This is a genomic window from Bacillus sp. FSL W7-1346, assembly GCF_038593335.1.
GTDB classification, from domain to species: Bacteria; Bacillota; Bacilli; order Bacillales; family Bacillaceae; genus Bacillus; species Bacillus altitudinis.
On sequence record NZ_CP151988.1, the window covers coordinates 3,225,440 to 3,250,398 of the forward strand.

A 24,959-nucleotide genomic window follows, 5' to 3' on the forward strand; every position below is an offset into this window, starting at 1 on the left:
GCTTCTCAATATTCCTTTTTAAATACCACTTCCACCACTCGCTTCGATGACTTTCCACTCTCTAGATAGCAGAATTTTTCATAAAACGGTGCGAATGAAGCTGGTAATGTAAAAGTCGGTTGTTCTGTTTCTCTTACCCATTCAATGACACTTGCTGTCTCTTTCACAAGCGGCCCAGGTGCTTCTTGTTCAAAGTCGAAGTAGAATCCTCTGAGCTTGTCACGATATGTTTCGATGTCTGGTACATAGAACAGCATCGGACGTTTAAGGTTTGCATAATCAAAGAACACGGAAGAGTAATCTGTAATGAGTAGGTCGGAAATCATATAAAGGTCTCGAATGTCTTCGTAATGAGAGAAGTCATAGGCAAAGCCTTCATATGGTCCGAGATCAAAGTTTTCCGCTACTAAATAGTGCATACGAAGGATGATGATATATTCTTCTCCGATTGATGCTCGTAGCTCATGCAGATCAAGATCTAAATCAAATTTGTACTGCCCTTTTTTATAAAATTGATCGTCTCTCCATGTCGGTGCATATAAAATCAATTTTTTATCAAGTGGCAAGTTCATTTTTTGTTTGAGCGCTCTCATTGTTTCGTCATTGTTTTGATTGTGAAGGAAATCATTTCTCGGATATCCTGACTCAATCATGGTCTTTTGGAATTGGAACGCACGGGTAAAGATTTCGGTCGAGTATGCATTAGGAGAAATCAGATAATCCCAATTCGATGCTTCTTTCGTGAAATTCTTTTTGTACTTCTTCGTGTTTGTTCCAGGCATATGCACTTCGTCCATGTCCATCGCCAGTCGTTTTAATGGCGTGCCGTGCCATGTTTGTAAGTATTGGGTGTGTTCTGGTTTTGGAACCCATAGCGGCAAACGACTGTTTACGACCCAATACTCGGCTCTTGCCATTGCAAAAATCCATTTCAATGACAGACGATTGATATAGTAGATGCCCTTTTCTTTAAATGGTGCTTCATGCCCTTTTTTAACACTCCAGATCAGCGTATATTCAGGGTGATTTTCTTTCATATATTCATAAATAGCACGCGGGTTACAGCTGAATTGTTTTCCATTAAAGCTTTCAAACACAACAGTTTTCTTTTTGACGGACAGCTTACTCGCCAGCTTAAAGGTTGTTTTAAAGGTTCTTGTTACAAGACGATTTCGAATTTTTTTGATTTTCCCAAATTGCTTTTTGAATTTCTTCCACTTGCTTTTCACGTAGTACTTAGCACGTGTCTTCATGGTGTAATCATTAATTCGAATACCAAGGGTTTGTCTTTTTTTCTTTCTGTACACTTCATAACGAATTGGTACGTCGTCTCTTTTATGAATTTGAACAAGCCCTTTGAGTTTGTTTGAACGATCTCCAAGTACCAAAGAAGCAGTTGTTAATGTTTCCTCCACTCCGTTGACGTCGCAAATAAATTCTAGATAAAAGCGGTATATAAGACGTTTATTTAAAGAATAAGTTAACTCCTCTAAAGGAACTTCTGCTGAAAATTGATACAGTTGTGGTGTTTGATGGTCGTCACGATATTGAATGACTTCATCTTTTTTATGTGTCATCTTGACAGGAAAACGATGCTCAACTGGTTCCTCACCATTTTTCTTCAATAGAAGCTTTACTTCTTTGATCTGATAAGGATGCTCTGCACTTAGAACGCCTGCATACCCAGATAAAGATAGCGTGCATTCTTTGTTGAGCTCGATATGATGGAATTTCACAACTTTGAGCTCCCGTTTGATTTTCAATGAAGCATTGCCTTTGTCTGTACGATATGGAATAACATACAACAGCGCTTCTTTATTTTCTAAAAATGTCAGCTCTGGCGTTTCAATTTCCATTTTCAAACGACGTTTATAATATGGTGTTTTTTCTTCTATTTCGGAAGTCGCGCTGGTATCCGCTTCTTTTGCGTCTTCATCCTCTTCTTCCGAATCAGAATCATAGGCTGAGTCTTCAAGCTCGTCTTCGTCCTCTTCTTTGTTTGTGCTCAGATAGTCCGTGACATACAAGTTGTATGTCTGGCCTTGCTCTAACGCAAGCGGAAGCGATGCTTCACTCAGTACCAATTTGAATAGATTCCCTTCTTGATGAACAAGCGGGAGGAATAGTTCTTGTTTTGAGACCCTTTCCCTCATAAACAGATAAAACTCTCTATCTGCTAATGGCATGTCATCGTAGATGCGAACGAGCATTTCCAATTTTTCATGATGATTTTTTAAACCTTCAACGACACTCTTCTTATGGATTCCCTCTTCAATCATTAATCGTTAATCTCCTCTGTTCAAAAATCTTACCGTTATTTGTATCATTATTTTACTTTCCAAGAATAGTTCCCCTGTTTCGTTTGATACGACCAACCATCAATTGAAGATGGTTTATTGGTAAGGAGCTCTCCCTCTACTTCTAGACGTTGCAACACTTCTTGAAGTTCTTCTGTTTTAAAGCGGATGTAAAAATCCACAAATTTTGTTTGGTTGGTTTCGATGTTTTTCTTTGTTTGAAAATGACCAATTGGGAAACTGACTTGATCATTCTCATCAATTGTTTGAGAAATGATTTCAGCTCCATTCACTCGATCATATCCTGCAAAATCAATTTCCACATGATCCACTTGGCTCATTTCGTCTGTCATCTTAAGCTGAAGATGAAGAACATGGTGTTCAGAGCTAAGATCATGCAGTACCCATTTCGTGCGATCCACGATCTTTCTCAGCTCATCTTTACGTATACGGTTTTCCAGCATCTGATGAAGTACTGTTTTCCAAGCTGACATTTCATCAGAAGGCACATGGTAGAAATAAGTTTGTTCTCCTAAAACCTTCTCAACATCTTCTTTATGCTTAGTATCGCCAAAGAAGACGGCATCCACTTGCTGTTTTCTTATTTGTTTAAATAATTCTCCATATTGAGAATTGATATGGAGCGGATTTTCCTCATAATGGGCTTCATGCACAAAAGCAGCATAATAAGTTGATTCCGGTTGATTTATTTTAAACAAGTGGCGGTCCTGGTCCCGGTCCTCTGTGACCATCAGTTTTAACCGGTCATTTTGTAATTGAATGCTGGATAGCCATTGTTGTTTTATATCCGTCTTCTTTGTAAATGTTTGAATTCCTGTACTTTTATACCAATTTATGTGCCGAACTGGATTCTTTTTTGCATCACCAGCATAGATGATCTCCATAAAAATGCTGCCATCGTCCTTGATCAATTCCTCTAAATAGAGGGCACCTGTATGAGGAACAAAACTTTGAACTCTGCGTAAAGCTCCCTGCCAATTGTATTCTTCTCTCTTCAATAATTGTTGCTCTTCATTATATTGATCAATCATACAGATTGGGGAAGAAGGCAGTTCATATCTCGTCACCTGAATGGTTGATGTATCTGCCGGTATGACTGCTTCATTAATGGATTGAGGTACTTCACCTGCAATAAACTCCGAATAATATCTTTTACTTCCGCTCTCTGGCAGAATGTAATGTTCAAATACATTCAGGATGTCAATTTGAGGATGAAACGTCTCCTCCAAGCGGCGAATACGGTCCTTCACATTTACATCGAAATTCAAAGTTAAAATCGAAGTATGTTTATGTTTCTCAGCCAATGGCTCTATTCTTGCTTTTAAAGACTTCGTTAAGCCGTCTTCCTCATTTGGTACGTCACCTACAATAAAGTAGTAGTCCATATCAGGAATTTCAACTAATGCCATCGTTTCATTTTGTTCAGGTTGATCCAATGTATCTTTAACTTTTTTCTTCATCCAATTTTGAAACAAAGAAAGCTCTCCTTAAAATTCATGATAACTCGCTCATTGTATTTCACATGAAAAAGCACTTCTCACCAAAAGATAAGAAGTACTTTTTTCATCTATTAAAGTCCAGCAATTTCTTCCTTAATTTGAGTTGTCGAGATACCTTCTGTTCTCTTCAAGTAAACGACTTCGCAATGCTCTTTCAAGAAATCGAATTTACCTTCCCAGTCATCTCCCATGACAAAGACATCAATGTCATGTTCTTGTACATCGCGGACTTTTTGATCCCAGCTGTTTTCTGGAATAACTTCGTCTACATAACGAATAGTTTCAAGAATCAGCTTTCTATGCTCGTAACTGTGATAAGCTTTTTTTGATTTTTGTAGATTAAACTCGTCTGTAGAGATGGCCACCACTAAGTAATCTCCGAGCTGCTTTGCACGTTCTAGCAGCTTAATGTGCCCCCAGTGTAATAAATCAAATGTACCGTAAGTAATAACTTTCTTCATTGCAAACATGAACTCCTTTCTTTCATCCTTATTCGTCTGCTTCAAGCAGTAATGTTATCCGTAATCCTATTATCATCGATCATTTTTTCGCTCTTCGGAACTTCATTATATCACAACGCCTATGAAAGGTTAAGAAAATGTAAAGACAAACTATTTCCAATTTATTGGGTGCAGGAGTAGAACACCGAGAAATCAATATTTCACAAAGGATCGTCCATATGAATTAATGAAAATGTCACGAAATTTAAAGGATTGTAAAGTTATTGTTAATATTTCATGGAGCAACTGTGATAAAATGATGAGTAGGCGAAGAATGAATTTACAATGAACGTTTCATAGATAACAAAATGAAAAAGGAGGTCTGAACAATGCAAACAGAAGTGGTCTCTAACCTTTCTTATGTAAATGGTGACTTAGATGAATTTATTAACTATATCAACCAGCATCATATTTCCAAGAGAAGAGGCGCCATGATTGCGACAGTGAATCCAGAGATCGGCTATGCTGTCATGAAGGATGATGCATATCATCAAGTCGTTTCTTCCGCGGATTATGTACTGCCGGATGGTGTAGGTGTTGTGTTGATGTCACGCATGACGCAAAGTCCATTGAAATCAAGAATTGCAGGTTTTGATGTGTTTATGTCTATGCTTGATCTCGCAAACAAGCAATCTAAAAGTATCTTTTTATATGGGGCGAAAAAAGAAGTGCTTGAGGCTGTCAAACAGCGAATTGATACGGAATATCCGAATGTGGTGATTGCAGGCAGCTGTGATGGTTATCAAGCGGATAAACGATTTGTGGCAAAACAAATTGCTCGTTCAAAAGCAGATATGGTGTTTGTTGCTTTAGGTTATCCAAACCAAGAGAACTTTATTTATGAATACCGTCTTTTGTTCCCGCAAGCTGTTTGCATCGGTTTAGGTGGAAGCTTTGATGTATTTAGCGGTACGGTGAAGCGTGCACCACGCTGGATGATTAAAACAAATACGGAATGGCTGTACAGACTCATTGTCAATCCGTGGAGATGGAAACGAATGCTGAATATCCCAAAGTACGCTTTTGCCGTATTAAAAGAAAACAAAGGGAAAAAGCGCTACTATCCTGAGCAAGTAAAAGATCAGACGAAGCAGCTGTGAGAGACTGATACATGATGAATATACGCTCAATGATCATCTCATGCTATGCAGCTTTTGTTTCTTTTGCTGGATGGCTCATGAGCGGCGTGAAACCTCGTGACAATCAGGTGACGCTGCTTGTTTCATTCCAAGAGAATGCAGCTGCTCTCATTGATACTTATCAACAACAGGCGAATATGACAATGAAGCTCACTGTCCTCTATACGAAGCATGCTTCCGTGATAGAAAAGAACGTGCCTCATGTGTCATTTCGCTATTTTCATGAAAAAAATCCCTTCCATCTCATTCAATGTATCTATACGATGCTAAAAAGCAAAGTTGTCGTCACAGATAATTATTTTCTGATGACAAGTGTGCTAAGAAATAGACCTTCTACCACTTGTATTCAAGTGTGGCACGCCAATGGTGCTTTGAAAAAGTTCGGTCTTGAAGACGCTTCAAATCATCACCGTAGTTCTCGTGATCTGCAGCGTTTCAAGCGGGTCTATGCGTCTTTCGATTATATCGTTACAGGCTCAGATCACATGCGCGAGATTTTCAAAACTTCATTTGGCGTCAAGGACGATCGTTTTCTGCCAACAGGTGTACCATTCACAGATGCGTACTATGATGAGCGCCCTATTTCCTTTCAGACGGATATTTTTCCAAAAGGCAAAAAAGTGCTGCTGTATGCGCCGACCTACCGGGACTTTGCAATGGACGGTCTTGTCTTACCTTTTTCTAAAGAACAATTGCATAGAGAGCTGAATGGTGACTATATCCTGCTCGTCAAACTTCATCCTGCAGTGAAACATTTAGCCAAAGCAGAAACAGATGGTGAGTGGATATTTGATGTGTCCGATCAGCCGCTCTTTCCATTGCTCTCTGTATGCGATGTCCTGATTACAGATTATTCGTCTATTGTGTTTGAATATGCGCTGCTCCAAAAGCCTGTGTTGTTCTTCACTTACGATCTAGAGACTTATCGCACAAAACGCGGCTTAGTCGAACGTTATGAAGACATCATTCCAGGAAAGGCTTGTGTCACTCAAGCTATGCTCTTAACGGAGCTTAAGCAGCTAAACGAATCAGCCAATCAAGACTTATTGAAAACCTTTGCTGAGGAATGGAATCAATATTCAAAAGGGGAATCAAGTCTGCAGCTTCTTTCCTTTATTGAACATCAGCTCTTACACAAAAAACGTCCGGCTTCTCATTAAGAAGCACGGACGTTTTTTTATTTGTTATACACGGGGATATCATAATACAGCGTATAGTTATCAAGTAAGTTATACAAACTATACATACGAGTGACCTGTTTAGAAGCCCAGCCAATATCTGTTGCATATTGATGAGTGGCTGTCGCAGACCAGCGCATTTTGTAAATGGTATCTTGTTTGTATGTGGCATTATTGATGTAGCTGTTGCCAATGAATTTTGCTCCGCCAATAATGGCTGCCTCTGGTGTGAACCATTGCTGTTCATACGCATATTTTGCTCCGAGGTAATTCGGGTTACTGTCATATGCACCAATGCCATACATGTTGTACACGATTCTATCATTAAACTTCGTACCGTTCGCTAAAATGGAACTGCCGTTTCCTGTTTCAAGCAATGCATGTGAAATCAGATAGATTTCGTTAATATGATACGTTTTTGCTGCTGTGATAAAGGCTTGTCCTTTTCCGGCAAGAATCCCTTTCCCTGCTAAAATCTTCGTATTCACTTCAGTCGGATTGAGATTTGCAGCTTCAGAGAGTTTGAGAAATTGAAAATAAGATTGAGTGCCCTCCGCGATATTCGCTGGGTCTACATATTTTAATACTTCTGCTGAACTGGCATTTCTCCAGCCGAGGCTGATCTTGATCCAGTTGCCTTCTTTTCCAAGCTGCTTCACTTTTGTTCCTTTGTTCAGCTGTGCGACGATGTTGCTAGCCGAACTTGAATCAGGTGTAGAACGTACATTTAGCCCGTCTGTATTCACTGTGGACGTCGCTGGGTCTACATATGTCGCATAGACATAGGCTGCACCATCTGTCTGCGGTGACACCTTCATTTGTTTGTTTACCATCTCATTGACTGTGAGGTTATAATTCGTCTGCATCACCATTGGACCGTTTTTGATTTTGGTCGCTGTGGCTGTCCAGCCGTATTGGCTTTTCACAAAAGCAATGGCCGCATTCGCATTTGGTAAACCTGTAAACTGCTGTGTGATGTTGATTTTATATGCCGGTTTTGTCGTTGTTGTATAAGCAGCTGGTTCATTTCGCTTTTTGAAGAATGTCATGCCTTGATCTCTTAACGTAGCAGTCGAAATGACCCCTGTTTTGATCTGATATTGACCATAATCAGTTGCTCCCGCTTTCTGAGCGGCTGCTTTCATTTTTTGTTTGGTTAAATAACTTAAGGCTTGATTCAGTTTTGTCTGATTCACAGTCGCCTCTGTCGTAATACGGTATTGCTTAACAGCTTCTGTTAATGTTTTTGTACTGCTGGCAACTCCATTTTTCTTGATGATCTCTTGCGCTTGCTTTACTTTGCTTTGATCATATACAGGGGCTGTCATTAGGCTGTATGCTTTACTGACGGCTTGTCCCTTGCCTGTTGTGATGCTGCTTGTCACCTTTTGTGCTTTTAAGTATGCAGCACCTTTATTTACTTTTGTCTGATCCGTTGCCTGATTCACAACAAGTCGATACGTGCTGTCAGATGCTTTGCCTGTTTTTTTCGTTGTGGCGGATACTTTTTTCTTTTGGAAAAATGCCGTTGCTTTTTTCGCTTGATCATCGCCCAAAAGATTCCCAGTCACTACTTGATATGGCTGTGTAGAGGAGATCTTTTTAGATGTATAGCGCCATTTCTTTTTCTTGAAAAAGGCAACTGTTTTTGCGTAAGTTGTGTCATTTAATTGATTGAGCTTTACGATATAATTTTTCGTTTTTCCTACTCGCTGTACAGTACCTGACGCACCAGCTTGTTTCTTAATCTGAGCCGCCGCTGAGGCTGCTTGCTTATTGTCTTTGAAATAGCCTGATTCCATGCTATATACATTTTTAACAGCTCCAGCCTTCTGAATCTTTCCGCTAATTTTCGCTTCTTTTTGCAGCTGGGTCAGAAGGGTTTGCGCTTTAGACTGATTCGTTTGTGCAGCAGATGTGACGATGTAATACGGTTTGCCTGCTGCTACCGTTTGGAGTACTGCTTTTAAACCAGATTCCTTTTGAAAACCTTGCAGGATGGTATTTGCCTTACTCTGTCCAACCATATTGCCTGAGATCAGCTGATACACAGTGCCCGCTTTGTTTTCGGTTTGATATGTACTAGTGACTCCGGCCTGTTTTTGTAGTTCGGTTTGAATATTTTTGACTTTCGTTTCAGAATCAATGGCTCCTGAAATGACCTGATAAGATGGTCTGCTTTGATTGATAGCTTCATACGTGCTATTGAGTCCTGATGTTTTCGTCAGCTCGAGCGTCAGTTTTTTCGCCTGACTTTCATCGTTGATTGGATCAGATACGATTTTCTGTAAAGGAAGGCGGTCACCTACTGGAGACACCGTACCGCTCATGCCTAACTCTTTTTTTAATGCAGCGGCACTTGCATTAGCTGCTACTTGTGAGTCATATCCTGAGGCAGTTAGTTGATAAGTCGATGTATTTCCTGACGTTTGATAAGTGGCTGTCCACTTTTTGTCCTTTTTCAACGTGTCAACCGCTTTTTTCACTTCTGCTTCTGTTGTAAATACTTTTGAGGTGCTAATCGTATAAATGGATTGATCGACATAGGAGGCTGCTTGCACTTCTTTACCTGTGTGTAATGTCATACCAAAGGCAGCTGCGAGTAACATAATCTTGATGGTTTTTTTCACGGTCCCTGTCCCTCTCTTAACTTTGCATAATAGTCTACTAATCTCTTTATCGACAAAAACACCAGACTTTTTTAACAAAATAAGCTTAATATATTTAAATTCACCTATGAAAAGTGACATTTTTGGGGGACTTTCACCTCAATACATCATCTTAAATTTACTTTAAAGATATAGTGATTTCTTAATTTCCCTTTAAAGGTATGGTATCATTTAGTATCATTTAGCATCATTAGAATTTATAGAAATTTCAAATTCACTTGTATTTTATATCACAACGAATTTCTTGACTTTTTCAATAGTAATCTCCAAAGGAGTCATAATGATGAACAAGAAAATTTTTAAACGTCAGAAAAAAATATTAAAACGAAAAATAAAATTTTTGAAAGACCCTTTAATGAATTTTATAAAGGATAAAAGACACCAAAGAAACAATTTATATGCATACTATTATCAACGTTTTGATGTTGTTGAAAAAACCGTACTATATGAATCTAGAGACGGAAAAAGTATGACCGATAGCCCATTAGCCATTTTTGAATATTTGTTACATCAGCCTCATTTCAAAGACTATACACATATTTGGTCAATTGATGATTTTGAAATATTAAAACCAATTTTAGATAAGTATACCGATTATAAAAACATCATTTTTGTAAAGCGAAATTCTAAAGATTATTTGAAATACTTAGCAACTGCAAAATATTTAATAAACAACTCTACTTTTCAACCATTTTTTATATGTAAAAAGGAACAAGTCTATATCAATACATGGCATGGCACACCATTGAAATATATGGGCTTTGATATTCCAGGAAACCCTGCACATTCTCAGAATGTATTGAGAAATTTTTTGAGCTCAGATTATCTCATTAGCCCAAATGAACATACAACAAGTATGTTTATAAATAGCTATAAGTTGAAACATCTTTTCTCGGGAAAAATTATAGAAGAAGGGTATCCAAGAATTGATTTAACGTTGAATACTGATTCCCTTGAATTTAAAAAAGATCTTCACTCTTTTGGAGTAGACCTTTCTTTAGACAAAAAAACCATTGTATATGCACCTACTTGGAAAGGGACAAGTGTAGGTAAAGTTAAAAACAATTTAACTCAGATCACTTCTGACCTGAATTACTTACATGAACGCTTTAGTCAAGAATATAATATCCTTCTTAAGCTTCATCCATTTCTGTATCACCAAGCCAGTCAATCAGCAGAATTACAAGGTCGGCTGATACCAGACTTTATCGATACAAATATGCTGCTAAGTGCGACCGATTTATTGATTACTGACTATTCAAGTATATTTTTTGATTTTCTAGTTACAAATAAACCCGTTCTTTTTTATATGTGGGATGCAGATGAATATAATGAAGAGCGAGGCATGTATTTTAATCTTAAAGACCTTCCTGGTCCCCGCCTTTATAACATTAAAAATTTGGCAGATTCGATTGCTCATATAGAAGACATAAATTCACAATTTAAACGTCAGTATGATCAATTTAAACATGACTTCACAAAACATGACGATGGTAAAGTGACTGAGAGAGTTGTTAAATCTATTTTCAACAATGAAACGGAAGACATCCGTTTCATCAATGCTCTTCATGAAAAGAAAGAAAAGATATTGATTTACCCTGGGGGAATGAAAAATAATGGTATCACTTCCTCTTTCATTAATTTAACACAAAATATTGATTATCATAAATATGATGTTAGTTGCTATATGAGCACACCAAACTCCAAAGAGGTATTAAATAATATTGCAAAAGTCAATAAAAATGTCAGGTTTATTTTCAAGCCAGGCCTACCTGTCTACACTTTACAAGAAGTTTATAAAGATAAATTCATTCATAATCGTGGAGTAACCAGTAAATTCGGGGAAAAGCTCTATCCACAAGATGCTTATTCCAGAGAATTTAGTCGCCTTTTCGGAAAATCCACTTTTGACCATGTCATTGATTTTAGCGGATATAGTTTATATTGGGCTAAATATCTCGTTTCTGCAGATGCTAAAACAAAAATATGTTTTATGCATAATGATCTTCTCTCTGATAGCGAAAGAACGATCAATGGTAAGAAGCCTCATAAAATAAATTTGAGAGGTTTATTCACCATATATCATAAATTTGATAAATTGGTCAGTGTTTCTAAAGGCACAATGGAATTGAACAAACAAAATTTATCTCACTATGCAGATGAAAGTAAGTTTGATTATGTGATGAACTCAATCAATCCAGACAAAATATTAGGAATAGAATTACAATCTGGTGACCAAAACACATCAAGCCTTATCCAATCGAATAAACCTTTTAAATCAAGAGCAAAAATTCTAAGCAGCAAACATGATAAAATCTTCACTACGTTAGTAGAAGATAACCTGTCCACTTTTTCAAGCAAAGAGTTTGAAAACAATGTAGTGATGATTACAAGAAAAGCTGTAACAAAACAAAACGAAGTTTTATATAAGTTCTCTTATGAAGATCATGTTGTGGGATGGCTAAATAAAGATGCTTTTAAACTTCTTCCAGATAGTATTATATGTGAAGAAGAAGTTCATAAATTAGCATTAATCACCAACCCTAAACATAATGATATTTGGACGAAACCCTTTAAAACGAGGGGAATTAAAAAGGTTTCTTCGAGTCACCCCTATAAGAATATTATGGTAGAGATAGACCGAGAAGCTAGAACTGAACGTTCACTCTACTGCAGATTCTATATCAACAAACAACTAATAGGCTGGATAGACTCATCTGCACTAAAAATACTGAAGAATTATGAAGTAAATAGTGTTCAATCTGAGGAAAAGCAAGTCATGATGGAAAAAGAAATACAAACATTATTGAACAAAAATTACCACGAACATGCAGAGTTTATTCGCTCATTGCCTAATAGAACACTTTTAGAAAGAAATATAAATAAAAAAATGAAAATTGTCCATACAGAGAATCATACAATATGGACAAAAGCATATCCAAATTTCGGATATGAAGAAGTTTGCAGCGCTGAGTTATATAAAGGTGCTATTGTGACTGTACACAAGAGCCATAAAACAAAAGAAGCGACATATTACCAATTCTCTTTAGATAAAAAAGTGATTGGATGGTTACATGTAAAAGCGTTTAAAACATTAGATCATCAAACTATTTTAAATCGTAAAGAAGTGAGCTACTCTGCTTCTCTTCATTTGAACGAATTTAAAATTTATAGCAAAACGAACGAAGATACTAGGTTTAAAGTCTTGAAAGATTTTTATCTTTACAATCAAAAAGAAGTTGATATTACAGAAGAAATTACCACACCTATATCAACTTACTGTTCCATAGTGTTTAATAACGAAAAAGTAGGCTGGGTAGATAAAAAAGCGATTGAAATTCTTGAAGTTCGAGGGTTTGAAATAGGAAATGAATTTGTTCCTTACCCTTCCAAAAAACACTATAATTTTGTTAATATGGGACGTCTGTCTCCAGAAAAAGGGCAAGATAATTTAATTACTGCTTTTAAACAACATTTAGAAACAAATGCAAACAGCAGACTATATATTCTCGGCGATGGTCCTCTTAAAAATGACCTTCTAAAGTTAATAGACGAATTAGAATTGCAAAACTATGTGTTTTTAGTTGGCCAAGTTGAAAATCCATTTACCGTCCTAAAAATGTGTGACTGCTTTGTTTTATCATCACACTATGAAGGCCAGCCAATGGTACTTTTAGAAGCCATGACGTTAGGAATGGATATCTTGGCAACAGATATTATTGCAAATCGAACAGTTTTAGAGAATGGCAAATATGGTGCTTTAGTCAATAACAGTGTCGATGGACTTGTAGGAGGGCTAAATAACTTTAGTAATCATACAAATCCTGCTTATGCTCCATTCAATTATAAAGAGTACAATAAAAAAGCAATGGATACTTTTTATAAAGTGTTAAATTAACTAAAAAAGACTTTCAAGCTCTATTCCATGCTTGAAAGTCTTTTTCTTTATATATGTGACACAATCAGTTCACAAGATCCTTCAATGGTGAAGTTCCCTGTTTCAGCCGGCAGGATAAAATGGGCTCCTTTTGGCAGCGGATATGTATGTCCATTATGCTCTAAGGACCCTTCCCCATTAATAACGCTGCACAGCAAAAACGGATAATCTTGCGATAGCTCTACTTTTTGATCAATTTCCCATTTATACACAGAGAAGTATTCTGCTTCTACAAATGTTCTAATGGTCACCCCTGGACGAGTTTCTACTGATTCATCTGCATAACCGTCTACATGAGGAACCGTTGTGACATCAATGGCCTGCGTGAAGTGAAGTTCACGTTCATGGCCATTTTGGTCTTTTCGTTCATAATCATACACCCGATAGGTCGTATCTGAACTTTGCTGCGTTTCGAGAACCAGTGTGCCTTCACATAGTGCATGAATGGTACCGCTAGGCACATAATAAAAATCACCCGGCTTAATTTTCACTCGCCGCAAAAGGCCTTCCCAATCTCCGCTGTTCATCATGGTCACAAGCTCAGTTCTCGTCCTTGCATTATGACCGTAGATCATTTCTGCGCCTTCTTTGCAGTCAATGATATACCAGCACTCTGTTTTTCCAAGCTCGCCATTTTCATGTCTTTCCGCATAATCATCATCTGGATGAACTTGAACGGATAAGTCTTGGTTTGCATCTAAAATTTTTGTTAAGAGCGGGAAGCGATCGCCTTCTATTCCCCCAAACAATTCTCTGTGATTGTCCCATAGTTCGATCAGCGTTTTCCCTTTATATGGACCATCTTGCACGACACTTGGTCCGTTTGGATGAGCAGAAATTGCCCAGCATTCTCCCGTTTGATCAGAAGGAATATCATAGCCAAATTGATCCCTTAAGGCTGTGCCTCCCCATATTCTCTCCTTCAATTCAGGCAGTAAAAAAATTGGTGACTGCTTCATTCAGGATGACTCCTCCCTTTGCTACCCTTTGATAATCCTTGCCTAGCATGATGAAAACTAGCAAGTCTCAACTTTTATTATGACGCTATCTAAAGAGAAGTCAATCCTTTCAGTACACCAAATGAAAACGATAACAAGAAAATCAATTTACCCTTTGACAGAGCCTGCAAGAAGCCCTTTCACAAAGTATTTTCCGAGTAGAATATAGACCAAAAGTGTCGGCAGCGCAGCCAAGATGGCACCTGCCATTTGAACATTCCATTGCACAATTTGACTGCCTGATAAATTTTGCAGTGCAACCATGACCGGCTGATTCTCTGCCGTGGTCATAGTGACCGCAAATAGAAACTCATTCCACACATTTGTGAACTGCCAAATGGCAACCACGACAAACCCTGTGATGGAAAGCGGAAGAATCATATGTCTGAAGATCCCGATAAATCCGGCCCCATCCATCTTCGCTGATTCAATCATTTCATCAGGAATGCTCACATAAAAATTGCGGAACATGAGTGTTGTGATTGGCAGGCCGTATACGACATGGACAAGCACAAGTCCCGGAATGGAGTTATACAAGCCGATTTCACGTAAAAATTGAATAAGTGGAATGAGGATACTTTGATATGGAATAAACATACCAAACAACATGAAGGTAAACACCACTTCTGATCCTTTAAAGCGCCATTTAGACAGCACATAGCCATTCATCGCACCTAATACAGCTGACAATAAGGTAGCAGGAATGACTAGATAAAGAGAGTTCATTAAATTGGGTGATAACTTTTCAAAAGCGATTTTGTAGCTTGAGAAATCTAGTGTAGATGGAAGCGACCACATTCGCTCAAGGGTCACTTCACCTAATGGCTTTAAGCTTGTGACGAGCATGACATAAACAGGCATGAGAAAAAACAAACTGCACAGTATTAATAACGCATAAAGAACTGGACGGACAAACCCTCTTGCGGTCATGATGAAGCCCCCTTCCGGCTAGACAGGAGATACGGCACGATAAAGACCGCAACAGAAATCAGCATAACGATCGCAATGGCGGCACCACCTGCATAATGGTTTCCTCTAAAGGTCATTTCAAACATATAAACACCTGGCACATCGGTGACAAAGTTTGCACCTGGTCCTGTCATCGAGTAAATCAAATCGAAGATCTTTAAAGAAATATGTGCCATGATAATGACGACACTCGCTGTGATTGGTTTTAACAGCGGGAAAATGATTTTCCAGTAGATTTGCCACTCGGTTGCGCCATCCATTCTAGCAGCCTCTCTCACTTCCTCTGGAATGCCTCTAAGACCAGCCAAATACATCGCAAGTGAGAACCCTGTCATCTGCCACACAGCAGCGATGACAACTGCAATCATTGCTGCCGGTACACCAAACTCAATTTTCCCCCAGACAAATCCAGCTAAAATGTTCGTATCCGTGTACCACTTGGGCTGGATGCCGAGAGTTTTTAAAAACAGATTCACCCCAGTTGATGGATTTAGGATCCATTGCCACACAACACCTGTGACCACAAAGGAAAGGGCCATCGGAAAGAAGAAGAGATTCCGAAAAAGTGATTCCCCCTTGATCTTCTGGTCTAGTAAAATGGCTAGTACAAGCCCAGAAGCAATGACTGCTCCAATAAAGAATAATGTAAAAAAGACCGTGTTTCGAAGATCTGACTGAAAGCGAAAATCTTGAAACAGCATGACATAATTTTTCATACCTGCGAAAGAAAAATCAGGAACAATCGAGGTCCAGTTCGATAATGAAACATATCCTGTCCAGCCAATAAATCCATAAACAAAAATGAATAATAAAACAGCTGACGGTGCTAAAAATAGCAGGGCAAGCAGCTGGTCTCCATTCCATTTTTTCCGAACACGTTTCACTTTTGCTGCTGGTGTTTTTGTGATCGGCGATGTGTCCATGCGCATGAAGCTACACTCCTTTTTTTAAAAAAGAGGCGGTGCCTAACGGCCGCCTCTTTCATCTTTATTTCATTGAATCTTTTAAAGAAGAAACGAACTGACTGCTGTCTTTTTGTGTCACGAAAATATTGACGGCTTGGTTCGCCTTCGTGACAAAACCTTCTTCAGCAGCTGAGCCATGCGCAAGAGACGGTGCCAGCTTTGACTCTTTAAACGCCTTCATTGCTGATTTTCCGTATTCATCATATTTTGATACGTCTGCATCCACACGAGCCGGAATTGACCCTTTCAGCGGATTAAACGCATCCTGTCCTTCCACAGACCCTAAGACAGATAAGAATTTTTTCACGTTTTCTGGTTGTTTGACACCCTTCGGCAGTCCGAATGTATCCGTGATGACCATAAAGCTGCCCTCCGTACCAGGAGTTGCCACGTATCCAAAGTCTTTATTCACCTTCAAATCTAGATCATTCACAAAATATCCTTTTGCCCAGTCGCCCATGACATTCATTGCAGCTTCCCCTTTTGCCACGAGTTGTGAGGCATCCTGCCAGTTACGCGAGCTATGATCGTCGTTGACGTATTCGAGCATACGTCCAAAGATGTCTGCCGCTTCCTTCACTTTTGCATCATCCATTTTTAAGTCGCCCGCCCAAAGTTTTTGATAGTCATCTGCACCTAGTACTCCTAGAAGAACGCTCTCAAACAAATGAGTCGCTGCCCAAGGTTCTTTATCCCCAAGCGCAAGTGGAGTAATCCCTTTTTTCTTTAAGGCATCGGCTGTTTTGAAAAATTCATCAAACGTCGTTGGCGGCTCTAAGCCCTGATCTTCAAATACTTTTTTGTTATACCAAAGCACATTGCCTCTATGAATATTCACTGGAACGGAATAGATTTTCCCGTCTTTGCTCACAAGGTCAATCAGTGATTCTGGAAATTTATCCTTCCAGCCTTCTTTCTCATAAAGGTCATCCAGCGGCTCCATTTTACCTGCGGCTACCCAGCTCTCATTCAGCTCTGCTCCCCCGTGTACTTGGAAAGTAGCTGGCGGATCATCTCCTTGCATCCGGCTTGTTAGAACAGCCTTTGCATTCGTACCAGCGCCACCAGCGACAGCTGCATTTTCAATTGGAATGTCTTTATTTTTCTCTTCAAACAATTGAATGAGTGCCTTCAGCCCGTCTTCCTCACCTGCACCAGTCCACCAAGAGAAAATTTCTAGTTTCTCCGCTCCGCCCTCTTTTTTTGCATCTGAGTTCGTCGATGAACTGCAAGCAGAGACGACCAGCATACAGAGTGCCAATAAAGTAAAGCCTAATTTAAACTTCATCATGGATCCCCCATCCCTATTTTGTAAGCGTTATCAAAATAAGTATACTGGCAGATCCTTGCCTTTTTTCAGGCAAACTTCTTCACTTTTTTATGAAATTCTTCATTTTTTTACGACCTGTTTTCGATATTCCTTCGGCGAACAGCCAACCATTTTTTTAAACACACGACTGACGTAATTCGGATCAGTATATCCTGCTTGATAGGTGATTTCTTTTAAACTAAGCGAACTCTCTTTCAGTAGCTTCTTCATTTTATCCATCCTACAGGTCGTCACATATTCTTTAAACGTCAGACCTGTCTCATCCTTAAAGCGTTTGGTGAAATACGTCGGGCTTAAATCAACATAGGCGGCCGTTTGCTCCAGCGTGATATGTTCGCAAAAGTGTGTTTGAATGTATCGTTTCGCCCGTTCTATATCATTCACCGTCTGGGTTCTTGCTTCATACAGATCAAATAAATGGTCACAGCATTGGCGGCATTCTGTTTCTGTAGTGATAGCCAGGATAGGAACATCTGCACGAAGTCGTGATTTGAGTAAAATGAGCAGCTCTTTCACATGAGAAATGGTTGCCCCTTCTAATTGGAAGGCATCATAGTAAGCAAGAGCATCATCTCTTCTCCCTTCTTCTAGTGCCAGCATCATGTCATCGGCAAGCTCAGGCAAGTTGATCAATACGTAAGATTGTCTATCTGTATGGTAAAAGCCATAACGAACAGCGCCGTCATCTTTTTTTCGCTGATAATAGGAAAGCTTCGCTTCTGCTGCACTTTTCTGAAGTTGAAGTGGATTTGAGACAGGATGACCCATGCCAACGACAGAGGAATGCTGCTCGCTTGTCATAGCAGCGCGAATGGCTTGCAGTACATTCGCCTTTAGGTGACCAGGTGATTGATGGCTGTAAATCAAGCATGTAAACAGCTCACCGCTCACTTGGATAGGCACTGCTTGAAAAAGAGCAGACTCCTGCAAATGATTCAGGAGTTGATCCCCACCTGTCCGCTGAACAGCGATCACTAGACCTGCTTGAAAATCCTGAAACAGCCGCTCAAACGCTGTTGAAGTATAAGATTGACCATTCAACACATGGGCTTCCAGCCATTTCGACTGCTGATTGACTTTCTCCGCCTGCCGCAGGGAGACCTCCTGCTGAATTTCTGCCGCAACAGAACGAATCGCTGTAATGGTTTCGTCTTTATCAGCTGGTTTGACAAGGTATTGTTTGACCCCTTCCTGCATGGCTTGCTTGGCATAATCAAATGTATCGTAGGCTGTCAGCATAATAAATTTAGTATAAGGGCAGCTTGCTTTGATCTGTTTGATCGCTGTGAGTCCATCCATGCCAGGCATCTGAATATCCATGAGCACAAGGTCAATTGGCTTAGACCGCGCCAATTCCACCGCCTTTTTTCCATTCGCAGCTTCCCCTGCAATATGACAGTCTGGCAGCCATTCGGTCATGAACTTACGCATCGCCATTCGTTCAATTTTTTCATCATCCACAATCAGCACGTTCAGCATGCTCGTTCCTCCTTGATTGGTATTGTCAATTGAATGGTGGTCCCTTCGTTTGGCTTTGAATCAATTTGAAGGGCATCCTGCACTCCGTAAAACAAACGCAGCCTCGACATCACATTTCGAAGACCAATTCCTGTCGAGTGACCTTTACTACGTGTGTCTGAATGATCTTCTTCCTCTTGCGATAGCAATCTCTTTTTCTCTTGATCACTGATGCCAAGTCCATTATCCCGAATCCGAATCATGACAAAGCCATCATCTCGATCAATAGAGAGCTCTACAAGCCCCCCTTCCTCTTTTGGTTCTACCCCATGAATAAAGGCATTTTCGACAAGCGGCTGCAATGTAAGGCTCGGAATGTGAACAGATAGACACGACTCATCTATGGCCGTTTTGCATGTAATACGATCGGAAAATCTTGTTTCTTGTATATGAAAATATTCTTTTACCACTTTCACTTCTTGTTCTAACGTAACAGATGCGCTGAGAGGAGATAGCGAATACCGCATCAGCGTAGAAACGGATTGTATCAATCTCGATGTCGCATCAGCTGATTCTAAGTACGCCATACGTGAAACGATGTTTAATGTATTAAATAAAAAATGTGGATTCATTTGGTTTTGTAGTGTTTTCAGCTTCATGTCTTTAATTTTCTGATCTAAAGCAGCCTTTTGTTTCATCTCTTCAATCATGACCTTCATCTCTCGCCGCATTCGCTCAAAGGCATGATTTAACACAGAGATTTCGTCCTTTGATGACACATGCAAATTCGGACCATCAAAATTCCCTTCTGATACTTCTTTGGCACTTCGAGACAGATGAACGATCGGTCTTGAGATTCCACCCGCAATGATATAGGCCATCCATAAAGCGATGCCTATCGATAATGTAAACAGACATAGAGTAAAAAGCGCATACGTTTGATGTCTTTTTTGAAGGGATTGGTAGAGTACTTGATACTCAGATAATTCATCATCCAAAAGAGTCATTGTCTGCTCTTGTATATAAGAGGACACGGTTCTTACTTCCTTCACACTTGCAGCATATTCTTTGATTTTCCCTTCTTTGACATGATTCATTGTGGCATCACTTTCGTTTATGAGCGTCCGCATCATATATTGATATTTTTCAATGGACGGGATGGCGGCATGAAGCCCAGCATCTTTGAGTAATGCTTGATCATATGATGTCATTTTCCGTTTTGATTTAGCATAGCCCTTGGCAAACGCCTGATCCTTTTCGATGGCAAAGGCGTTGACCTTTTCATACATCGTTTTTGCCTCTGTCGAAATATCATTCAGCAGGAGAAAGGAACGAAAGCTCTTGCTATATTCTGATGTGATTTTTGAACTGCTCCAATACACAAAAAAAGCGGCCACATTACCAAGGAGCACAAGAATTAAAAATGCCAATAATAATTTACTTCGTATTTTTCTCATGGCTGAACCCCCTGTGGTCTTTCTGTTTGATGAAGGGGCAGGTCTCCTCGCCGAATCACACTCGTCCCTGTGTACTGAAGCGGTTCTTGTTTATCCCCTTGTTGCAAACGAACAAGAGATTCAACCGCTTGATAGCCCATTTCATAAGGGTGCTGTACAACCACTGCATCAATTTTCCCATCATCCAGCGCTTGAATCGTATCAGGCAGAGTATCAAATGCGAGCACATAAACATCTTTAGATGAATGATATTGCTCTGTTGCTTGAATAATGCCGACACCGTCTAATGCACTTGTTCCATAAAATGCGGTGAGCTGCGTATGATCATTTAACAATTTATACGCAGCACCGGAAGCACCTGATTTCGTAATCGCCGACTCTTCTATTCCAGCAATATGAATGCGTTTCTCACCAGAAACGGCATCTCGAAACCCCTTCACGCGAAGCTTCTGGTGAATCGCATCAAGCCGTCCCGTCACAATGCCCACATACTGTTCGCCTTTTGTATCGGCGATGAGTGCCTGTCCGGCGATAAAGCCAGAATAATAGTTATCTGTTCCGACATACACTTGACGTTTGCTCCCCTCTGCATCGGTATCGACTGTGACGACATCTATACCTTTCTCTCTTGCTTTTTGAAAGAGCGGTTTGTATCTCTTTGCATCAAGCCCTTGCGTCATAATGCCATCCACATGACCAGCAATCGCCATATCAATGGTTTTCAGGTGATCATCCAAATCAGCTTGCTTTGGACCTAGGTATTCAAGATACACCCGATGAACTTCCGCCGCATCAGCAGCTCCCTTTTGCACCAATTGCCAATATTCATTATCAAGTTCCTCCGGTACAAGAACAAAGTGATATTGATAAGTTGATACCGTCTCGTCGGAAGCGCTTTCAATTTTAACTAAATCTTGACCTAATATAGATAAAAAAAGAACAGATACGACACAAAATGTGAGAAATGCGCCCATTCCGAACAACTTCGACCATTTCATTCACATTCTCCTCCTTCCATTGTTGCCGCATAAAAAAAGAGTTGCTTATAAAAGCATACTCTCTCGACCTCTATAATTCCTTTGTCATAAATAAACTGTTCGGATCTTCTTGGTATGAACCAAAAGGCGGACAATATTGAAATCCAAAGCTTTCATATAATTTTCTTGCCGGTTCAAAGAAAGCAATCGCACCTGTTTCAAGGCTGACTCTTTTATACCCCCGCCGCTTCGCCTCTTGGAGAAGGTGGGTCAACAGATGCTTCGCCACGCCTTTTCGCATATGGGCTGCTGCCGTTCTCATCGATTTGAGTTCACCATGTTCACTTGATAGCTCCTTGATGGCTCCGCAGCCAAGAAGCACCTCTCCATCCCTTGCACTCCACACTGTGACATCATGTTTTTTCAGATCGTCTAACGGAAGGGCATGAATGCTTTCTGGCGGTGAATGTTTTTTCATCTCTTCTAAATGAGCTTTAATCAATTGTTCAATTTGACCATCTTTTAGTTCATCTTCTTGAATGTACATATCGACCTCTCCTTTATGCTCATTTTATGTGAAAAGAAGCGCCTTCCCATCTTTTATGTCAGATAAACGAACAAACAACCGGCAGTCATCCGCCGGTTGTTTATGTGAACTACATGATGGTGGAAGAAAGAACAGCTTGTAATTCTTCTGCTGTACTGCTTTCAAGCTGGCTGCCGACACCTACTGCCACGGCTCCTGCTTCAAGCCACTTTGGCACATCGACTGGATGAATGCCTCCTGTTGGGATGAACTCAATCTCTGGAAACGGGCCTTGCAAATTTTTCATATAGGACAAACCGAAGGCGCCGCTCGGAAAAAGCTTTAACACGCTGTATCCATTTGCTTTTGCCTGCATAATTTCACTCGGGGTCAAAACACCTGGAACGTAAAGTGTATCGTGAAAAGATAGGTGCTCTCCGATGACAGGAAGATATCCCGGGCTGACGATAAATTGAGAGCCGGCTTCAATGGCTGATTGTGCCTGCTCAAGTGTTGTAATCGTTCCGGCTCCGACAATCAAGTCGTGGTCATGCTGGTAAGATGCAATGATCCGCTCTGCTTTGGGCGTGGTATATGTCACTTCGATGGCCCGCACCCCTTTTTTCTTTAAACGAGCAATCATCTCTATCCCCTCTGCTTCACTACCTGCTCTGACCACCGCAATGAGTTTACAAGCTGCGAGCTTCTCTTTAACGCTCATACTTGCTGACTTTCCCATACCTCTCATCTCCCTTCATATCGTGTCGCCTTTGATATCGTTTGGCTTCTTTTATAAATGCCTGAAGCTCTTTTCGAGTCGGCAGTCCCTCGTGATCTCCTGGGGACATGACTGCAAGTGCTCCAATGGCATTGCCTCTTGCTACCGATTTTTCATATGATAAACCGTCCAGCAGACCGCTCATCACTCCCACTGCAAATCCATCACCAGCTCCGACTGTATCCACGACATGAGACACATGGAAACCATCCACTACACCTTGGCCGGATGCACTTTTGAAATAGGCTCCTTCCGCTCCCAGTTTAATGACCACAAGCTTGACGCCTTTTTGTAAATAAACATCCGCAATTGCTTCCGGATCATCACATCCCGTGAGTCTTTGACCTTCTGCAAGCCCTGGGAAAAACCAATCTACTTGAGCAGCCATCTGATTCACCGTATGAATCATGTCTTCTTCCTCTTCCCATAGTTGAAGTCTCAGGTTCGGGTCAAAGGAAATGGTTTTTCCTGCTTCTTTCATTTCTTTAAGGGCATGAAAAGAAAACGCTCTCATTTCACTAGACACAGCAGGCGGGATTCCGGTCATATGAAGATGTCCTGCCTGCTGAAAATAAGTGGACGGGAAATCGCTTGGGTTCAATGTACTCGCAGCAGAGTCTTTTCGGTAGTACGTCACATCAGGGTCTCCATCGATGACTTTTGATTTAAGCAATATCCCTGTTTTGGCTCCATCATTTGAACGGAGTACTGCCTTCGTATCGACCCCTTCTTTTTGAAGCTCTTCTAAAATAAATGTACCAAGTGAGTCCGCCCCGACCTTGCTCATCCAGCCAACGCTAAAGCCTAATCTTGCCAAGCCGACCGCAACATTACTCTCTGCACCAGCAAGTGCTTTTTGAAACGTATGCACTTGGTGAAGCTCGCCAATTTCTTTTGCATAAAACATCGCCATTGATTCCCCAAATGTGATCACATCCAATGCTTTCACTGATTTCTCCCCTTTCTTGGTACCGGTTTCAAAACAGTTGAAAAAGAGAGAGCATGCACGTATGTATACTCTTCTCTGCCTGACGTTTATAAAGATTTTCTCACAATGATTTCTCCATCAAGTTGAATGGTCTGGGGTGCACTCTTATCCCCTTCAAGACGCGTCTTGATTTTTTGCATCGCCGCTCTCCCCATCTCATGAGATGGCTGCGCCACCGTAGTGATGCCTGGCCCGATCAGCTTATACCATTCTGTATCATCAAATCCGGCAATGCCTATCTCCTCAGGAATCTTCACCCCAAGATCGACGAGTTCACTGATGAGCTTCAGCATGAGTAATCCATTGCCTGCTAAAATCGCTTTTTTCTGATGGTTTGATTGTAAAAAACGACAAATCTCATCTCGCATTTGTTCCTTTTGCTTTAAATTGATTTCTGCAATCATAGGTGTCTTATGTTGACTCATGGCCGTCTGTTCATAGGCTTCTTTTCGTTCTTCACGAGGACTAATCCCATCAACCGGCTCAGTAAAGAAAGCGATATGTTCGTAGCCTTTTTCAACCATTTGATGAAGTAGACGAGCCGTGATGTCACGGTTATTCGTTGTGACGGTATCGACCTTGAGTTCAGGTAACTTACGGTCAACAAGAACAATCGGTACACCATTTTGCTTAAAGTCTTGCAAAATGTCATTGTTTTGACCCGTCGTATTAATGATCAGCCCTTCAATATAATGCGCATGCAGCTTCAGAAGCATTTCTCGTTCTTTTTCTGGACGATTATCTGTGTTGCACACCATGATGCTGTATCCATATTCATCACAAATCTCTTCCACACCACGAAGTGTCGCAACAGAGAATGGGTTCGTAATATCAGCCACAATAAAACCAATGACCTTGCTCTTTCTTACTTTCAATCCTTGGGCAAGCTGACTCGGACGATAATGGAGCTCCTCAATGGCTTTTTTAATCTTTTTTACCTTTTCAGGAGAAATTTCATTTGTTCTGCCATTGATGTATCTGGATACCGTTGATTTTGAGACACCTGCATATGCTGCAACATCGTTAATGGTGACTTTCGTTTGCTTTTTCTCTTTCATACAAAAAACTCCCAAGATCGATCTTCTCATTTGTTTCGAAACCGATTTCAAATAAACTTAAAAAAAGCATACCACAAGTTGAGCTGTATCAGAAGATTTTTTTCATGAACATGAAGAAAAAAAGCTTTTATACAAATAAAGAAAGCGATTACAAATTAATGGTTGACGCCGCTCTCTTTTTCCTCTAGAATTTTCCTTGAAACCGATACCAAATA

At 40.2% G+C, this 24,959-nt stretch carries 18 protein-coding genes; 3 read left to right on the top strand and 15 right to left on the bottom strand.

Annotation, left to right across the window (positions count from 1 at the left end; translation table 11 throughout):
• Positions 1-5: 5 nt before the first annotated feature.
• The 3 genes from NST09_RS16680 to tagD form a co-directional block, all read right to left on the bottom strand.
• The gene (locus tag NST09_RS16680) at positions 6-2,279 is read right to left on the bottom strand and encodes a CDP-glycerol glycerophosphotransferase family protein (RefSeq protein ID WP_116306321.1); all 2,274 of its coding nucleotides are present in this window, start codon (positions 2,277-2,279) and stop codon (positions 6-8) included.
• Between the two features lie 47 nt (positions 2,280-2,326).
• Entirely contained in the window at positions 2,327-3,793 is a 1,467-nt protein-coding gene (locus tag NST09_RS16685) for an alpha-glucosyltransferase N-terminal domain-containing protein (RefSeq protein WP_116306323.1), read from the bottom strand.
• Positions 3,794-3,888: 95 nt separating this feature from the next.
• Positions 3,889-4,278, bottom strand: a complete 390-nt coding sequence (tagD, locus tag NST09_RS16690; RefSeq protein WP_008343212.1) for a glycerol-3-phosphate cytidylyltransferase — start codon at positions 4,276-4,278, stop codon at positions 3,889-3,891.
• A gap of 368 nt (positions 4,279-4,646) precedes the next feature.
• Between tagD and NST09_RS16695 the strand changes: the two genes are divergently transcribed.
• Together NST09_RS16695 and NST09_RS16700 are read left to right on the top strand one after the other, a co-directional pair.
• A complete protein-coding gene (locus NST09_RS16695; RefSeq protein WP_216942873.1) occupies positions 4,647-5,417 on the top strand; it encodes a WecB/TagA/CpsF family glycosyltransferase in 771 nt (256 codons plus the stop codon).
• Positions 5,418-5,428: 11 nt separating this feature from the next.
• The gene (locus NST09_RS16700) at positions 5,429-6,616 is read left to right on the top strand and encodes a CDP-glycerol glycerophosphotransferase family protein (RefSeq protein WP_342493132.1); all 1,188 of its coding nucleotides are present in this window, start codon (positions 5,429-5,431) and stop codon (positions 6,614-6,616) included.
• Positions 6,617-6,633: 17 nt separating this feature from the next.
• On the opposite strand, the gene NST09_RS16705 is transcribed toward NST09_RS16700, so the two are convergent.
• Positions 6,634-9,264, bottom strand: coding sequence for an N-acetylglucosaminidase (locus NST09_RS16705; protein ID WP_342493133.1), 2,631 nt, complete (start codon positions 9,262-9,264; stop codon positions 6,634-6,636).
• 322 nt (positions 9,265-9,586) lie between these two features.
• On the opposite strand from NST09_RS16705, the gene NST09_RS16710 reads away from it, so the two are divergent.
• Positions 9,587-13,201, top strand: coding sequence for a CDP-glycerol glycerophosphotransferase family protein (locus NST09_RS16710; RefSeq protein WP_057078970.1), 3,615 nt, complete (start codon positions 9,587-9,589; stop codon positions 13,199-13,201).
• 47 nt (positions 13,202-13,248) lie between these two features.
• Here the strand turns inward: NST09_RS16710 and manA are convergent, their stop codons facing one another.
• The 11 genes from manA to NST09_RS16765 all read right to left on the bottom strand — a co-directional run bounded on the left by manA (position 13,249) and on the right by NST09_RS16765 (position 24,744).
• Positions 13,249-14,199: a mannose-6-phosphate isomerase, class I gene (gene manA, locus NST09_RS16715; RefSeq protein WP_007499909.1), complete on the bottom strand. Its 951-nt coding sequence runs from the start codon at positions 14,197-14,199 to the stop codon at positions 13,249-13,251.
• Between the two features lie 147 nt (positions 14,200-14,346).
• Complete coding sequence (locus NST09_RS16720) at positions 14,347-15,168, bottom strand: carbohydrate ABC transporter permease (protein ID WP_008343219.1); 822 nt, start codon at positions 15,166-15,168, stop codon at positions 14,347-14,349.
• Positions 15,165-16,136: a sugar ABC transporter permease gene (locus tag NST09_RS16725; protein WP_342493134.1), complete on the bottom strand. Its 972-nt coding sequence runs from the start codon at positions 16,134-16,136 to the stop codon at positions 15,165-15,167. The genes NST09_RS16720 and NST09_RS16725 overlap by 4 nt, the downstream gene beginning before the upstream one ends.
• A gap of 58 nt (positions 16,137-16,194) precedes the next feature.
• Complete coding sequence (locus tag NST09_RS16730; RefSeq protein WP_035389707.1) at positions 16,195-17,463, bottom strand: ABC transporter substrate-binding protein; 1,269 nt, start codon at positions 17,461-17,463, stop codon at positions 16,195-16,197.
• Between the two features lie 99 nt (positions 17,464-17,562).
• Positions 17,563-18,981, bottom strand: coding sequence for a response regulator (locus tag NST09_RS16735; protein ID WP_217816101.1), 1,419 nt, complete (start codon positions 18,979-18,981; stop codon positions 17,563-17,565).
• A complete protein-coding gene (locus tag NST09_RS16740; protein WP_342493135.1) occupies positions 18,975-20,417 on the bottom strand; it encodes a sensor histidine kinase in 1,443 nt (480 codons plus the stop codon). The genes NST09_RS16735 and NST09_RS16740 overlap by 7 nt, the downstream gene beginning before the upstream one ends.
• The gene (locus NST09_RS16745) at positions 20,414-21,415 is read right to left on the bottom strand and encodes a sugar-binding protein (RefSeq protein WP_216942885.1); all 1,002 of its coding nucleotides are present in this window, start codon (positions 21,413-21,415) and stop codon (positions 20,414-20,416) included. Before NST09_RS16745 ends, NST09_RS16740 begins: the two co-directional genes overlap by 4 nt.
• 70 nt (positions 21,416-21,485) lie before the next feature.
• A complete protein-coding gene (locus NST09_RS16750) occupies positions 21,486-21,941 on the bottom strand; it encodes a GNAT family N-acetyltransferase (RefSeq protein WP_282900723.1) in 456 nt (151 codons plus the stop codon).
• A 109-nt stretch (positions 21,942-22,050) separates the two neighbouring features.
• Entirely contained in the window at positions 22,051-22,659 is a 609-nt protein-coding gene (locus NST09_RS16755) for a bifunctional 4-hydroxy-2-oxoglutarate aldolase/2-dehydro-3-deoxy-phosphogluconate aldolase (protein WP_060781495.1), read from the bottom strand.
• The gene (locus NST09_RS16760) at positions 22,631-23,647 is read right to left on the bottom strand and encodes a sugar kinase (RefSeq protein WP_082181667.1); all 1,017 of its coding nucleotides are present in this window, start codon (positions 23,645-23,647) and stop codon (positions 22,631-22,633) included. Before NST09_RS16760 ends, NST09_RS16755 begins: the two co-directional genes overlap by 29 nt.
• A gap of 86 nt (positions 23,648-23,733) precedes the next feature.
• Positions 23,734-24,744, bottom strand: coding sequence for a LacI family DNA-binding transcriptional regulator (locus NST09_RS16765; protein WP_342493136.1), 1,011 nt, complete (start codon positions 24,742-24,744; stop codon positions 23,734-23,736).
• Between the last annotated feature and the right edge of the window lie 215 nt (positions 24,745-24,959).